The organism is Komagataeibacter swingsii (genome assembly GCF_003207895.1).
Taxonomy (GTDB): domain Bacteria; phylum Pseudomonadota; class Alphaproteobacteria; order Acetobacterales; family Acetobacteraceae; genus Komagataeibacter; species Komagataeibacter swingsii.
Genome location: NZ_NKUB01000011.1, coordinates 86,811 through 101,328 on the forward strand (window position 1 = coordinate 86,811; position 14,518 = coordinate 101,328).

A 14,518-nucleotide genomic window follows, 5' to 3' on the forward strand; every position below is an offset into this window, starting at 1 on the left:
AGGACGCATGATGACGGAACCCCCGATCAAGCTGACCAGGCGCGGGCAGGAAATGCTGGCCAAGATCCGTACGCGCGCCCTGCATGACGCCCTGCGCGACCAGGAGAAGCAGCCCGCCATGGATGCGGTCCTGACCGCGCTGCTGATCCGCGCCACGGCTGGGTGCGCCCTCAAGACCGATGTGTTGGCGCGTCTGGTGGACAGGGAAGGGGACATCACCATCCCGCCGGCCGACCAGCTGGTGCGACTGGCCTGCGAGGTTCTGGCGCGCGACGTCCACATCACACCCGAACACAGGCAAAATACCGTCACGTATTCACAGGACCATTATGCCCGGGCTGAATGGATTGGCGCCCTGATGGATGCCGATTACAGCATGCCCCGCCTCGATACGGCAGAGATACTGGGTGAAATGTCCGGCGATCAGCTGCGCATCCTGTCCGCGCTTGTCGCGACCCGCCACGGCAAACCGCCCGCCAAGGTTGGGGAACTGCGGGAATGGCTGGTCGGCAAGCTGCCCGACTGGCAGCCCGTACCCTTCCATGCGCCCGGTCCAGTCCGCACACCTTTCCGCGTGATGGAGGAAGCATGATCCAGATCCCCGATCATCACCTCAACCGCATCCGCGACAACCTGCCCACAAAGCAGGGAATCGCCGCGCATGTCCTGCTGTTCTGCATCATCTGGGGCGCCCTTGTCCTGATCGTGCTGGAGGCGCTCCCATGAGGCTTATGTGCTCACCAGTCACGCGCCCGCTGTTGCGGTGGCATGGTGGAAAGTGGCGCATCGCACCGTGGATTACGGAGCACTTTCCGCATCACCGCTGTTACGTTGAGGCCTTCGGCGGAGCCGCTTCCGTTCTGCTGCGCAAACTGCGGTCCGGTGCCGAAGTGTATAACGATCTGGACGATGATGTCGTCAACCTGTTCCGTGTGCTGCGCAATCCTGCGCATGCTGACCAGCTTGTCCGGCTGCTGGAAATGACCCCGTTTGCCCGTACGGAGCATGATGACTGTCGCGAGCATGCGGACTGTCCGGTCGAGCGTGCCCGCCGGATGGTGGTACGCAGCTTCATGGGGTTCGGATCGGATTCATGCCGCATGGACCGGCGAACAGGGTTCCGGTCATCAACCAACCGCGATGGCGGTCGCAGTTCGCCGGCGCGGGACTGGGCAAACTATCCTGATGCGCTGAGAGCCATCATCGAGCGCGTGCAGTCAGTCGTAATCGAGCACCGGGATGCAATGGAAGTCATGCAGATCCACGATCAGCCGTGGACACTGCATTATGTGGATCCGCCCTATCTTCCTGCCACGCGCCGGATGCACGCAGGGCACGGTTACGTGCATGAACTGTCGGGCAAGGACCACCGCAAATTGCTGTCTGCTCTTCGTGGCCTCAAGGGAATGGTTGTCCTGAGCGGCTATCCCCACTCCAGCTATGACCGGATGCTCCGCGGCTGGCGATCAGTCTCTATCCAGACCTATGCGGATGGCGCGCGGCCCCGCACGGAAATGCTCTGGCTCAACCCCGCCACACAAAGCGCCTTGGCGCAGCAGGAACTGCCGCTCCACATAAACAAAGAAAAAGCGGCATGAGCGACCTGTCCAGCCATCCGCTCCTGCAGGGTCTCGAATTCGGCAAAGAGATCTACAGCATCGAAATCCACGGCAACGGCAAGGGCGAGTATGTCGGCATCACGCGCGAGGACGATGGCCCATGCTGCATCGTCTTCCGGGGTAGCCTCGTCACCGAGAACGGCCGCAAGCTGATCCGTGCGCGTGGCACGCAGGCTTGGGCTTCTGACAAGCAGAAGGACGATACGAAATGAAGGACGCATCACGCCTGCCAAATTGGCCGCGCGCCATGAGTGAAGAACTGGCGGCCGCGTATGCCGGCGGCATCAGCGTCACGACGCTGCGGCGAGAAGTGGCCGAAGGCAATGCGCCCAAGCCCCATCATATCTCCGGCCGCCGGGTCGTCTGGTTCATTGAAGAACTGGATGCCTGGATGGACCGGATCAAGGGGCAAACTGTCTCAGCTCAGCCCGAAAAGAAGCAGCAACAAATTCATGGGCTGCTGCTGCAGCGGCGGCAGGGAAGACCAGTGGCCAACGTCGTTCTACCTTACGTTAATACCTATCAGGCCCGTCGAAAAAAATACGCTTATTACCGTCGAGACGGTGTTCGCCTGCGGATCGCGGGTGAGATCGGCAGCCCCGAGTTTCTGAAATCCTACCAGGAAATCCATAATCGTTTTGAGCAAAGCGAAAGGCCTCGGCCGGGCATTATTCCCGGCAGCCTGGCCGAACTGATAACCCGTTATCGAGGAACACCGGAATGGACGCAGCTCAAGCCCAGCACGCGGAAGGACTATGAAAAGTTTCTCCAGCCGCTGGAGGACGATTTCGGCATGGCGCTGGTGTCTGAACTGGACAGGGCAGCCGTAAGGCTGGTCCGGGATCGCTACGCATTCCGCCCCGGCCGGAAAGAAGGGGATGACCCGATTCCAAGCCCACGTCGTGCCAACAAGACGGTATCGATGCTCTCGATCCTGATGAGCTACGCCATCGAGATCGGCATGCGTTCCGATAACCCGGCCCTTCGTCCCAAACGGCTCAAGACCGGTCCGGGCTATCGGGCATGGACGCGTGATGAAATTCAGACCTTCCTGCGGGAAAAGCCGCAGTTTCGGCTGCCCCTTCTGCTTGCACTGGGTACGGGGCAACGTGGGATCGACCAGATTGCCATGACCTGGAGCGCCTTTGATGGGGACGTGATCGAGGTCGTGCAGGAGAAGACGGGCGCCAAGGTATGGATACCCTGCCATCCCGAACTGAAAATCGTCCTTGAACGGGAACTGACGCTTCGGACCGCAGATACCATCCTGACATACATACCGGGCAGGCCGTGGGAACTAGGACAGTTTCAATCCGCTGTCAGTAAGGCAATCCGGTCTGCCGGGCTGAAAGGAATCGTGTGGCATGGCCTGCGGGCGACAGCGGCATCATGGTTGGCGGAAATGGGATGCACCGAACGGGAAATCATGTCGATCACAGGACACACTACGGCCGCATCCGTGAGCGTATATGTGCGTCACGCCGAGCAAAAAACCCGCGCGGTGAATGCCATTGCCAAGCTCCCCAATCGCGCCCTGGAGCAGCGGCAGGAAAAGAGGGGAGTGACTAACATTTCTAAACAGGGGAAAAAAAGTGACTAACAACGATACCGGCCAAGCCGTAGAGAAGTTGTCTAACTCCTTGAGGATAAACCCTAACGTGATGGTAGCGGTGGACGGATTTGAACCGCCGACCAAGGGATTATGATTCCCCTGCTCTACCGCTGAGCTACACCGCCATCGCGTTAGGATGAGTGCGGAATACCCGCGCTGCCGGGGCAAGTCAACCCGTGTTTTGAAACCCGGGATGAAAAGATCCGAAAACCCCATTGATTTGTCACATCCGCCCAATAGGGGGTACTACTGGTGGCCCCGCCCATATTTCGTAAACAACCCGAAAAGGCTGCGCATTTTTCGTGAAAACAGAATTCCTGGCACTTCTGACCAATATCCGGCACCTCTTCGGGTGGCTGCCGGGACTGCTGTCCTCCATACTCATGCTGTGCGTGGCGGGACTGGTGGCGGAGATGTTCAGCCGGTTCTTCACGAAACTGGTCCTGCGCATACCGGGGCAGAAACGCGGGGCCTTCGTGCGTTCCTTCACCATGGCCATGCAGCGCCCCGTGCGCATCATGCTGGTGATCGTGTTTGTCGGCACCGCGCTGCCGGTATCGGGCCTGCCCTATGAAATCATGCAGGCCACCATGCATGCGCTGGTGGTGCTGTTCGTGCTGATGCTGGGTTATGCGGCGGTGGTCGCCACCCGCATCCTGTCCGATGCCTACCTCAAACGGATCAATGGCAAGGATGACAAGGACGACATCCTGCTGCGCACCCACATGACGCAGGTGCGCGTGCTGCGGCGCACGACGGACCTGCTGATCGGCCTGCTGACCGTGGGCGCTGCGCTGATGACGTTCGAGCCGGTGCGGCAGTACGGGCTGAGCCTGTTCGCATCCGCTGGTGCCGCGTCACTGGTGGTCGGCCTTGCGGCGCGCCCGCTGCTGACCAACCTGTTCGCGGGCATGCAGATCGCCATGACACAGCCCATCCGCATGGAAGACCTGATCATCATCAACGGTGACTGGGCGTGGGTGGAGGAAATCACCTCCACCTATGTCGTGCTGCGGGTGTGGGACTGGCGGCGGCATATCGTGCCGATTTCGTATTTCCTGGAAAACACGTTCCAGAACTGGACGCATAATTCGGCGGCGCTGATCGGGGTCGTGTTCCTGTATGTGGACTTCAACGCGCCCATGGACCGTATCCGCGAGCGCCTGCGCGAAATCGTGCATTCCGCCCCGTTATGGGATGGCAAGGAATTCGCGGTGCAGGTGTCCGACTGCAATGCCCAGGTCATGACGATCCGCGTGATCGCCAGCGCGCGTTCGGCCATGCAGAGCTGGGACCTGCGGTGCGAGATCCGTGAACGGATCCTGGCCTTCCTGCGCGATGAATGCCCCGAGGCCCTGCCGCGCGAGCGCATATCGCACGTGGCGTCGGTATCGGGGCTGGATGTGATGGGCGATCCGGGCATGCTGTCGCCGCCCGTCAGGCGCCCGCCGCCGGGCGCCTATATGGGACCGCGCAGCGGCACGAGCGGCGGCGGCATGAGCATGACCGATGGCGGGCAGGGCCATGGCTGATCACACCCCAAAACTTTTATCGGCGTTTCAGAAGGACAGGTAGGCGAACGCGGCCCCGCCGGCCACGATGCAGTACCAGCCAAACGGGCGCAGCGCCCAGTCTTCATGATCGTGGAAATACCGCATGAGGATGCCGGTGCACACCAGCGCCACGACCCCCGCCACGACGGATGCGATGATGGCCATGTGCATCTGTTCGGGCTGGGGCGGGGCATGGCGCAGCTTCAGCGCCTCCAGCACGGTGGCGGCCAGGATGACCGGCTGCGCCATGAGGAAGGCGAACCGCGCCGAATTTTCATGCGACAGCCCGCGCAGCAGGCCACCGACGATACACGCCCCCGAACGCGACAGGCCGGGAAAGAACGCCAGGCACTGGAACAGGCCGATGACCAGCGCCTCCCCAAACCCCAGCGAGGCGAGCGAGCGGTCGCTGGCGGGCAGCAGGCCCGCGCGCATCCGGTCCACCAGCAGCAGCATGACGCCGTTCAGCGTCAGGAAAACCGCCGCGTACCGCGCCGTGCCGAACAGGCTGCGGATGGCGTGCTCGAACAGCCCGCCAATCAGCACGGCGGGAATGGTGGCCACAACCAGCAGCGCAAGGATGCGGATGCTGTCCATCTGTATGGTGACGCCATGGCGCCCGGCCGCCCCGGTGAACAGCGCCACCCAGTCGCGCCAGAAAAAAACCAGCAGGGCCGCGCATGTGCCCAGATGCAGCATGACCAGCAGGGGCAGGAACATTTCCCCATGCAGGTCGATGGGCCAGTGCAGGATGGCGGGCACGATGGCCGCGTGCCCCAGGCTGCTTATGGGAAACTGTTCTGTGGAACCCTGAATGATTGCAATGATAATAGCTTGAATGAGTGTCATTGTCCGCCCGTCCATGACGCAGTAGGATGAAAAGATGAGGCAAGGCATAGCGCCGGTTTCCCATCGCCCGGCATTGCGGCGGATTTCGGGATGGCGCGTCGCCGTATCGGGCAGGGAGCCACCATGGCAAGGCAGAGAAGTGGCGCGATCATATCCAGCGGGCTTGTCCTTCTGGTTGCGGGTGGGTTCTGTCTCTACGCCCGCGCGTCGCAAAGCGGCGGGTCACAGGACCGCTACCCCGTGATGGCGCGCTTCGTTTCGGCAAACGGGCTGGCGGTCGGGGCCGATGTGAACATGGATGGCGTGCCCGTGGGGCGCGTGACCTCCATCGCGCTGGACCCGGCAACCTACATGGCCAATGTCGGCTTCACGCTGGACCGTACATTGTCATTGCCGGAAGATACAACCCTTTCAATCGGCAGCCCGACGCTTACGGCGGACACCGCCCTGCTGGTGCAGCCCGGCCAGTCGGCCGACAGGCTGAAGCCCGGCGCGGTGATCACAAATACGCGTGAACCGCTCAGCCTGGAACAGCAGGTCAGCAACTACATCTTCGGCAATGGTGGCCTGCCCAGTGACTGACTGAGCGGACATGCCTGCCCGGGAAACATCCCGTAATCACAAGGAAGTTTTTGGTAAGGCTTTAAAAAGGCGGCGCCCGGAAACGTCTGTTTTTTACATGGTCATTCAGTCATTCAGCGGGTAGGACGCCATAAGCCTGCGCTGGCGCAGCCATGCGCGCAGCATGGCCATCGCCCCGCTGCTTTTCCAGCCCTCGCGCCGCTTCTTGGCCCCGATGCGGAAGGTCTCGCGGTAATGCATGAACTGCGTCGTGTAGGCATCGCGCAGGGTGGTGCGGGCATCCCAGATATGGGTGGCTTCCGACCCCACGCCGTTGATCTCGATGATCTGGAAATCCTCGCCCTTGCGCAGTGATGCAAGGCTGCGGGCCTTGGCGTCGATCCGGCCGAAATGGAAATCGGGGATGTCGCGCATGATGGTGTTCACCCGCGCGCGCAGTTCGGGCGTTATGTCGCCCGTGCGGTCATGGAAGATCGAGCCTTTGCAGTGATTGCCCGCGAACACCAGCGGCAGGGACTGCCCCGCCGGCGGGACTTCGTGCAGGCGCGCCTTCAGCCGCGGCAGGTAGATATGGGGGACCAGGCGGGTGCGGGCGTCAGCGTGGACCAGTTCCTCCACCGTGGAGGTGCCGTCACCCGTCAGGCACGGCACCTCCTTGTAGGTCAGGGAGGTGATGCGGCCTTCCGCCTCGTCAGGGTGGCGGATGTAGAACAGCCCGACCTCATGCCCGTAGGGGATCAGGTGTTGCAGCATGACCGGCACGTCGCGGCCGAAGGCGGCAAGGCCCGCGCGCAGGCCGTTTTCGTCGCGCATGATCCGCACGCCGGTGCCGTTGCACCCGATATCGGGCTTGAGCACGACGGGAAAGGACAGGCCCGCCCCCTTCATCGCCGCCAGCGCGCGCGGCAGGTCGTCGCGTCCCGTGGTCAGCACGGCATAGGGGGCGATCCATTCGCGCGCCACGTCGCCCGCCATGTCCAGGATCGAGCTTTTGCTTTCCCCGCACAGGCCGCCGGTCTCGATGCGCGGGTTGGCGGCGGTGGGCAGGCTGAAATCGCGATGCCACAGCCCCAGTATGATCCAGTACAGCACGATGGGGGTGTAGAAGACCCATCCCGGCCAGAATTCGAAGGCGGAAACCGTGGGGGTCCCGGCCTGCTTTGCTGGCCTGCCGTCAATGGCTGTGGTTACGTCGGTCATCGGGTCTCATTACTTTGCAAACGTGCGATCATGCGGCTGATCAGGAATATGGTCAGGATGAAACCGGCCATGCCCGCCCATTTCCATGTCCCCAGGTGGTCGATCAGGAACTGCCCCACCCGCAGCGAGACAAGGAACAGCATGGAGGTCCATATCAGGGTCGCCAGCACCGCCGCGATGCAGAACAGCCCGAACCGTGCGCGGAAGAAACCACACGCGGTGTAAAGCGGCAAGCGCGCGCCGGGCACGAAGCGGCTGATGAAGACGATGCGGAACACGTTGCGGTCGAACCACTGCCCTTCCCGCGCGCCGCCGGGCAGGGTGATCCACTTGCGCGCGGGCGGCCACAGCGCCGCCAGCCTGCCCATGCCGTACAGCCCCATGTCGCCCACGACAATGCCGATATACAGCGCCACCAGCGCCACCGTGACATCGACATGCCCGGTGCGCACCTGCATGGCGGTCATGATGGTCGCCGCATCTTCCAGTATGAAGGTGCCGATGATGATCGCCAGCCCCTGCATGAAAGGCGACGCCCCGGCCGCCATGAGATAGGCGGTCAGCGTGGGCATGCGCGCAGTTCCAGCAGGTCCCGGCCGTGCGGGATGGGAAAACCGTGACTACGCAAGCACAAGCCCTTCAGTCGGCCCGGCACGCGGGCATGGAAAACATTGGCCATGATGGGCCAACGGGAAATGGCGACGGGCGTTCTTGTGACATGCTTCGCCTGCCGTCACAAACGCGAAATTGTGTCGCAGCGTGTACACGGCCATGTCCGGGCGGGCCGGACATTGGCGTGTACGCAAGTCAGACATTGAAACGGGCGCAAGGCCGTGGCACAGCATTCGGAATGCTTTTACGTCGCCGCCTCCTTCATGCCGCCGCCGCCTCCCTAGCCGGGGCTGGCGCCGCATGGCGCGTGCCCGCGCGGGCGGCGCGCCATGCGGCGGGGGCTGTGGCCGGCGCGGGCGGCGATTACGCCGCCTTCCTGGCCGCCGTGCGGCGCGATGCGATTCGCCAGGGGCTGACGGCCGATGCCGTGACCCGGGCGCTGGCGCTGTCCGCGCCGAACATGCAGGTCATACAGCGTGACCGCAACCAGCCGGAATTCCACCTGACATGGGCGCAGTACCGCGACCGGGTGCTGACCCCGCGCAAGATCGCGGATGGCCGCGCGGCCTTCGCGCAGCAGCGCGCCATCCTGGAACAGCAGGTGCTGACCCGGTACGACGTGGCCCCCGGCGCCGTGATGGGCATATGGGGGCTGGAATCGGGCTATGGCGCGATGACGGGCAAATTCGCGGTGGTGGACGCGCTGTGCACGCTTGCGTTCGAGGGGCGGCGCGCCAAATTCTTCCATGACGAACTGTTCCACGCGCTGGCCATCCTCAATGCGGGCGACATTGCCCCCGAATTCATGACCGGCAGCTATGCCGGCGCCATGGGGCAGCCGCAGTTCATGCCCTCGGCCTACGTGAAATACGCCGTCGATATCGATGGCGACGGGCGGCGCGACATCTGGCATTCCATGCCGGACGTGTTCGGCTCCATCGCCAACTACCTTGCCGGGTCCGGCTGGGTGGGGGGCGAAAGCTGGGGCCAGCAGGTGGTCGTGCCCGACACCGTGGCGCAGGCCACGCTGGGCCGCGCCCAGACCCGCACGCTGGCGGAGTGGATGGCGATGGGCGTGCGGCAGGCGGGTGGCGCGCCCTTTGACCGGCCCACCGATACCGGCGCCGTCCTGCGCCCCGACGGGCCGGGGGGCGAGGCCTTCATGGTCTATCGTAATTTCGCCGCGATCCGTCGCTACAATCCATCCGATTTCTATGCGCTGGCCGTTGGCCTGCTGGGGAACGAAATCGCATGACGGACCCTGTCACGCCAGTCGTGGCCGCGCGCCCGGCTGGTACCTACCGGACCAAGGATGCAATGCACACCCGACGTTTCCTTCTGGCTGGGGCCACCAGCCTTCTTGTATCCACCCCGGCATGGGCCGCGGGCCGCCGCCGCCATCCCGCCGCCGCGGCGCCCGTCGCGGCCGAACCCGCGATCCCGTCATCCCCGGCCAACAGCCTGATCGGCCCGATCGACACCATCGCGCGGTGGGCGTGCATCGTCGATTACACCACGGGGGCCGTGCTGCTGGAAAAGGCGGCGGATGAACGCATGCCGCCGTCCTCGCTGACCAAGATGATGACGGCCTATGTCGTGTTCGGCATGCTGCGCGCGGGCCGGCTGACGCTGGAGCAGACGCTGCCGGTCAGTGAAAAGGCATGGCGCATGCAGGGGTCGAAGATGTTCGTGCCGCTGAACGGGTCCGTCGCGGTGTCCGACCTGATACAGGGCATGGTGATCCAGTCGGGCAATGATGCGTGCATCGTGCTGGCCGAAGGCATCGCGGGGTCGGAAGACCAGTTCGTCAGCATGATGAACGCGCAGGCCGCCCAGCTTGGCATGACCAACAGCCATTTCCTCAACGCCACGGGCTGGCCGATGGACGGGCACTACATGTCCGCGCGCGATGTCGCGACCATCGCCATGCACCTGATCCACGATTTTCCCGAATATTATCACTTCTTTTCCGAACGCAGCTTCACCTACAACAGGATAGCGCAGGAAAACCGCAACGCGCTGGTGGTCCGGGGCGTGGCCGACGGGCTTAAGACCGGCCATACCGACGCCGGTGGCTTTGGCCTGTGCGCCAGCGCCGAACGCGGCGGCAACCGCGTGGTCATGGCCATCAACGGCCTGCCCAGCAGCAACGCGCGCGCCAATGAGGGCGAGCGGCTGTTCGAATGGTCATTCGTCAATTTTGAAAACGCGACCCTGATCCGTAACGGCGCCGTGGTGGATAACGCCCCGGTCTGGCTGGGGCAGGCGCCCACCGTGCCGCTGGTGGCGACGCGTGACGTAACGCTTACGCTGCCCCATGGCTGGCAGAACCGGGTGCATGTCAGCGTGGATTACCGCAGCCCCGTGCCCGCGCCGGTCACGGCGGGGCAGGCGCTGGGTGAAATGGTCATCGCCAATACCGGCCTTGCGGAAATCCGCATTCCGCTGGTGGCAGGCGCGGCGGTGCCCCGGCTGGGGCTTATGGGCCGGGCTTCGGCCGTGCTGGGTCGCAAGCTGGGACACGGCTAGGCCATGTCCGGGCTGTTCATCACGCTTGAAGGCGGCGAGGGGGCGGGCAAGTCCACGCAGGCCCGGCTGCTGGCCGACCACCTGCGCGGCCTCGGGCTGGATGTGGACCTGACGCGCGAGCCGGGGGGCACGCCGGGGGCGGAGGCGCTGCGCGACTTCCTGCTGTTTGGCGGCCACGACCTGTCGCCCCGGGCCGAGGTCATGGCCCATTTCGCCGCCCGCGCCGACCATGTCGACCGGCGCATCGCCCCCGCGCTGGCGGCGGGGAAGGTGGTGATATGCGACCGCTTTGCCGATTCGACCGAAGCCTATCAGGGGCACGGGCTGGGTAATGGCGATCCGGCGCTGCTGGACCTGATCGCCCGCCTGCGCGCGCTGGTGCCCGCCATGCCCGACCTGACCCTTGTGCTGCAGGCGCCCCCGGCCATTGCCGCCGCCCGCATGGCGGCACGCGCCAACAGCCGCGCCGACCGGGGCCACACCGATCGGGGCCGCACCGACCGATATGAGGCTCTCGATACCGCGTTCCATGCCCGTGTCGCGGCGGGGTTCGATACGATCGCCCGGCGCGACGCCACGCGGTGCCGCCGCATTGACGCCAGCGCGGCGATGGATGCGGTGCAGGACGCCATCCGCGCGGTTGTGGCCCCGTACCTGGAACGGGTGGGCCATGCCTGATCCACGCGCCTGCCGCCGCCTGCTGGGGCATGACGCGGCATGGCAGGAATTCCTGTCGGTCATCCGTACGGGCAGGCTGCACCATGCCTGGCTGCTGACCGGGCCGGAGGGGATTGGCAAGGCCACCATGGCCTTCATGATGGCGCGCACCCTGCTGGGCGCGCAGGACCATGACAGCCCCGTGGGCCGCCGCGTCACCGCCGGCACGCATGCCGACCTGCTGGTGATCGCGCGCGGGATGGATGAAAAACGCCATCGCCTGCGCCGTGAAATCGTGGGCGATGACATCCGCCCCATTTCCGCCTTCCTGCGCCGCACGGCGGCGGAAGGGGGCTGGCGGGTCGTGATCGTCGATGGCGCGGAATACATGAACCGCACGGCGGCCAACGCCATCCTCAAGATCCTGGAGGAACCGCCCGAACGCGCCATCCTGATCCTGACCACGTCGGTGCCGGGGCGGCTGCTGCCCACCATCCGCAGCCGCTGCCGGGTGCTGGCGCTGTCGCCGCTGGATGACGCGGCCATGCGCGCGGTGCTGGCGGACATGGAATCCGCCCCCGCGCCGGACCAGGTCGCGCGCATCCTGCCGCTGGCCCACGGCGCGCCGGGGCGGGCGGGGGACCTGCTGGCGGGGAACGCGGCGGAACTGGCCGCACTCGTCGCGGGCGTGATGGATGGCACGGTGGGGGAACAGGCCGGCTATGACATTGCCGAACAGGTGACCCGGCGCGAAAATGGCTTTAGCGTCTTTTTCGATCTGCTGTGTGATGCCATATCAGACAGGACGCGCAGCCTCGCCCTCGACGCGGGGCGGGCGGGCGCGGGGGATCCGCACCCGGCCCGACTGGCCCTGCTGTGGCAGGACATGGTACGGCTGCGCGCGGAAACCGAGCGGTTCAATCTGGATAAACAGCAGGCGCTGCTTACGGCGCTTGCGCGGGTGAGTGGAACATGACACGGCGCTACTACGTCACAACACCAATCTATTACGTGAACGGGGCGCCGCATATTGGCCACGCCTATACATCGGTCGCAGCCGACGTGATCGCGCGTTTCAAGCGGCTGGCGGGATTTGATGTCTTTTTCCTGACCGGCACGGACGAACACGGGCAGAAGGTGGAACAGGCGGCCCAGGCGGCGGGCATGACCCCCATCGCCTTCGCCGACCGCGTGGCCGCCGATTTCCGCGACATGTACGACAAGATGGCCATTTCGTACGACGATTTCATCCGCACCACCGAGCCGCGCCACGCGGATGGCGCACAGGCGCTGTGGAAGAAGCTGGAGGAAAACGGCCACATCTACCTTGGCGCGTATGAAGGCTGGTACGCCACGCGTGATGAATGCTTCTATGGCGAGGAAGAACTGGTCGACGGGCCGGATGGCAAGAAGGTCGCCCCCACGGGTGCCGCCGTGGAATGGGTGAAGGAGCCGTCGTATTTCTTCGACCTGTCCAAATTCGGCGACAGGCTGCTGGAACTGTATGAAACCCGTCCCGGCTTCATCGAACCCGCCAGCCGCCGCAACGAGGTGGCGAGTTTCGTGAAGCAGGGCCTGCGCGACCTGTCCGTAAGCCGCACCAGCTTCAACTGGGGCATTCCCGTGCCGGGCGACCCGAAGCATGTGATGTATGTGTGGGTGGACGCGCTGGCCAACTACCTGTCCGCCGTGGGCTATCCGGACCAGACGGCCCCACGCTGGGATTTCTGGCCCGCCAACCTGCATCTGGTGGGCAAGGACATCCTGCGCTTCCACGCCATCTACTGGCCTGCGCTGCTGATGGGGGCGGGGCTGCCGTTGCCCGAGCGCGTGTTCTCGCACGGGTGGTGGACCATCGAAGGCCAGAAGATGAGCAAGTCGCTGGGCAACGTGGTGGACCCGCGCGACCTGGTGGCGGAATTCGGCCTGGACCCGATCCGGTTTTTCCTGATGCGCGAAATGCCCTTTGGCGGTGACAGCGACCTCAGCCGCCGCGCCATCATCTCGCGCATGAATGTCGAACTGGCCAACGACCTTGGCAACCTGGCCCAGCGCACGCTGTCGCAGATCGCGCGCAACTGTGATGGAAAGCTGCCCGCGCAGGGCGCGCACACGCCCGAGGACACGAAGCTGCTGGCCACAGCCAGCCTGCTGCCGGAAATCATGCATGAGCAGATCGACCGGCAGGCCCTGACCGATGCGCTGGAGGACGTGTGGAAGGTCATCCGCGCGTGTAACGCCTATATCGACCATCAGGCCCCGTGGAAGCTGAAAAAGACCGATGCCGCCCGCATGGGCGACGTGCTGCGCGTGCTGGCCGATGCGCTGCGCACCATCGCCACCGTGCTGCAACCCTACATGCCCGGCAGCATGGACAGGATGCTGACCCAGCTTGGCGTGCCGGAAAACATGCGGGACTTCGCCTCCCTTGATACGCCGCTGCCCGCAGGCTGCGCACTCCCCGCGCCGCAGGGCATCTTCCCCCGCCATGTCGAACCGGAGGCTTCATGACCCGTACGGGACTGACCGACTCCCACTGTCATCTCGACCATTTTTCCGATGCGGAAATGCCCGAAATCCTGGCCCGCACGCGTGAAGCCGGGGTGGATGGGCTGGTCACCATCGGCACCCGCCTGTCGCGCGCGGACCAGCAGAAGAAGCTGGCCACGCTGGATACGCCCGCCCTGCGGGTATGGTGCACCATCGGCACCCATCCCGACCATGTGGATGAGGAAGTCCTGCCTGACGCGGCGGCGCTGGCGGCGATGGCCGATGACCCGCGGGTGGTGGGGATCGGCGAAAGCGGGCTGGACTATTTCCATGGCCAGCCCGACATCCGGCCGAAGCAGCATGAAAGCTTCCGCGTGCATATCGACGCCGCACGCCGCACCGGCCTGCCGCTGGTGATCCACACGCGCGAAGCCGATGGGGACACGCTGGGCATCCTGCGTGACGAGACCGCGCGCAATGGCGCGTTCCCGTTCCTGATCCACTGTTTTTCATCCGGGCCGGACCTTGCGCGCGGGGCGCTGGAACTGGGGGGGTATATCAGCTTTTCCGGCATTGCGACGTTCAACCGCGCGCAGTCGGTGCGCGACGTGGCGAAAGACGTGCCGGATGACCGGCTGCTGGTGGAAACCGATTCGCCCTACCTTGCCCCGGTGCCGCGCCGTGGCAAGCGCAACGAGCCGGGATACGTGGCCTATACCGCCCGCATGCTGGCCGGACTGCGCGGGATGGAAGACGCCGCGTTCGCGGAAATGACCACGCGCAATTTCAGCCGCCTGTTCAGCCGGGCGGCTTGA

16 protein-coding genes and 1 tRNA gene are annotated in these 14,518 nt (G+C 64.6%); 13 read left to right on the plus strand and 4 right to left on the minus strand.

The genetic code is table 11. From position 1 onward, the window contains the following. Positions 1–7 precede the first annotated feature (7 nt). From CFR76_RS10135 to CFR76_RS10155, 5 genes are read left to right on the plus strand one after another with little or no spacing between them, the layout of a single operon-like run. A complete protein-coding gene (locus tag CFR76_RS10135; protein WP_244191875.1) occupies positions 8–592 on the plus strand; it encodes a chromosome partitioning protein in 585 nt (194 codons plus the stop codon). Then, positions 589–726, plus strand: a complete 138-nt coding sequence (locus CFR76_RS18040) for a hypothetical protein (RefSeq protein ID WP_167402106.1) — start codon at positions 589–591, stop codon at positions 724–726. Before CFR76_RS10135 ends, CFR76_RS18040 begins: the two co-directional genes overlap by 4 nt. After that, on the plus strand, positions 723–1,598 hold the full coding sequence (locus CFR76_RS10140) for a DNA adenine methylase (RefSeq protein WP_208623973.1): 876 nt from the start codon (positions 723–725) through the stop codon (positions 1,596–1,598). The genes CFR76_RS18040 and CFR76_RS10140 overlap by 4 nt, the downstream gene beginning before the upstream one ends. Continuing rightward, entirely contained in the window at positions 1,595–1,831 is a 237-nt protein-coding gene (locus tag CFR76_RS10145; RefSeq protein WP_110557023.1) for a hypothetical protein, read from the plus strand. Before CFR76_RS10140 ends, CFR76_RS10145 begins: the two co-directional genes overlap by 4 nt. Then, positions 1,828–3,219 carry a tyrosine-type recombinase/integrase gene (locus CFR76_RS10155; RefSeq protein ID WP_244191876.1) on the plus strand — a complete coding sequence of 464 codons (1,392 nt, stop codon included), beginning with the start codon at positions 1,828–1,830 and terminating at the stop codon, positions 3,217–3,219. The genes CFR76_RS10145 and CFR76_RS10155 overlap by 4 nt, the downstream gene beginning before the upstream one ends. 62 nt (positions 3,220–3,281) lie before the next feature. On the opposite strand, the gene CFR76_RS10160 is transcribed toward CFR76_RS10155, so the two are convergent. Then, positions 3,282–3,356, minus strand: a tRNA-Met gene (locus CFR76_RS10160). A 177-nt stretch (positions 3,357–3,533) separates the two neighbouring features. On the opposite strand from CFR76_RS10160, the gene CFR76_RS10165 reads away from it, so the two are divergent. Further along, positions 3,534–4,763 (plus strand): mechanosensitive ion channel family protein, encoded by a 1,230-nt coding sequence (locus CFR76_RS10165; RefSeq protein ID WP_110557025.1) that lies wholly within the window; start codon positions 3,534–3,536, stop codon positions 4,761–4,763. Positions 4,764–4,790: 27 nt separating this feature from the next. On the opposite strand, the gene CFR76_RS10170 is transcribed toward CFR76_RS10165, so the two are convergent. Next, the gene (locus CFR76_RS10170; protein ID WP_110557026.1) at positions 4,791–5,633 is read right to left on the minus strand and encodes an undecaprenyl-diphosphate phosphatase; all 843 of its coding nucleotides are present in this window, start codon (positions 5,631–5,633) and stop codon (positions 4,791–4,793) included. A 123-nt stretch (positions 5,634–5,756) separates the two neighbouring features. On the opposite strand from CFR76_RS10170, the gene CFR76_RS10175 reads away from it, so the two are divergent. After that, the gene (locus tag CFR76_RS10175; protein WP_110557027.1) at positions 5,757–6,215 is read left to right on the plus strand and encodes an MlaD family protein; all 459 of its coding nucleotides are present in this window, start codon (positions 5,757–5,759) and stop codon (positions 6,213–6,215) included. Between the two features lie 105 nt (positions 6,216–6,320). Here CFR76_RS10175 and CFR76_RS10180 read toward each other — a convergent pair whose 3' ends face one another. Together CFR76_RS10180 and CFR76_RS10185 are read right to left on the minus strand one after the other, a co-directional pair. Further along, positions 6,321–7,415: an ATP-grasp domain-containing protein gene (locus tag CFR76_RS10180; RefSeq protein WP_110557028.1), complete on the minus strand. Its 1,095-nt coding sequence runs from the start codon at positions 7,413–7,415 to the stop codon at positions 6,321–6,323. Continuing rightward, complete coding sequence (locus CFR76_RS10185; RefSeq protein ID WP_025438730.1) at positions 7,412–7,987, minus strand: DedA family protein; 576 nt, start codon at positions 7,985–7,987, stop codon at positions 7,412–7,414. Before CFR76_RS10185 ends, CFR76_RS10180 begins: the two co-directional genes overlap by 4 nt. A 278-nt stretch (positions 7,988–8,265) precedes the next feature. Between CFR76_RS10185 and CFR76_RS10190 the strand changes: the two genes are divergently transcribed. From CFR76_RS10190 to CFR76_RS10215, 6 genes are read left to right on the plus strand one after another with little or no spacing between them, the layout of a single operon-like run. Next, positions 8,266–9,282 carry a lytic murein transglycosylase gene (locus CFR76_RS10190; RefSeq protein WP_208623974.1) on the plus strand — a complete coding sequence of 339 codons (1,017 nt, stop codon included), beginning with the start codon at positions 8,266–8,268 and terminating at the stop codon, positions 9,280–9,282. Beyond that, on the plus strand, positions 9,279–10,556 hold the full coding sequence (locus tag CFR76_RS10195; RefSeq protein ID WP_110557030.1) for a D-alanyl-D-alanine carboxypeptidase family protein: 1,278 nt from the start codon (positions 9,279–9,281) through the stop codon (positions 10,554–10,556). The genes CFR76_RS10190 and CFR76_RS10195 overlap by 4 nt, the downstream gene beginning before the upstream one ends. A 3-nt stretch (positions 10,557–10,559) precedes the next feature. Further along, the gene (tmk, locus tag CFR76_RS10200) at positions 10,560–11,234 is read left to right on the plus strand and encodes a dTMP kinase (protein WP_110557031.1); all 675 of its coding nucleotides are present in this window, start codon (positions 10,560–10,562) and stop codon (positions 11,232–11,234) included. Beyond that, entirely contained in the window at positions 11,227–12,189 is a 963-nt protein-coding gene (locus CFR76_RS10205; protein WP_110557032.1) for a DNA polymerase III subunit delta', read from the plus strand. The genes tmk and CFR76_RS10205 overlap by 8 nt, the downstream gene beginning before the upstream one ends. Beyond that, positions 12,186–13,724, plus strand: coding sequence for a methionine--tRNA ligase (gene metG / locus CFR76_RS10210; RefSeq protein ID WP_110557033.1), 1,539 nt, complete (start codon positions 12,186–12,188; stop codon positions 13,722–13,724). Before CFR76_RS10205 ends, metG begins: the two co-directional genes overlap by 4 nt. Beyond that, complete coding sequence (locus CFR76_RS10215; RefSeq protein WP_110557034.1) at positions 13,721–14,518, plus strand: TatD family hydrolase; 798 nt, start codon at positions 13,721–13,723, stop codon at positions 14,516–14,518. The genes metG and CFR76_RS10215 overlap by 4 nt, the downstream gene beginning before the upstream one ends.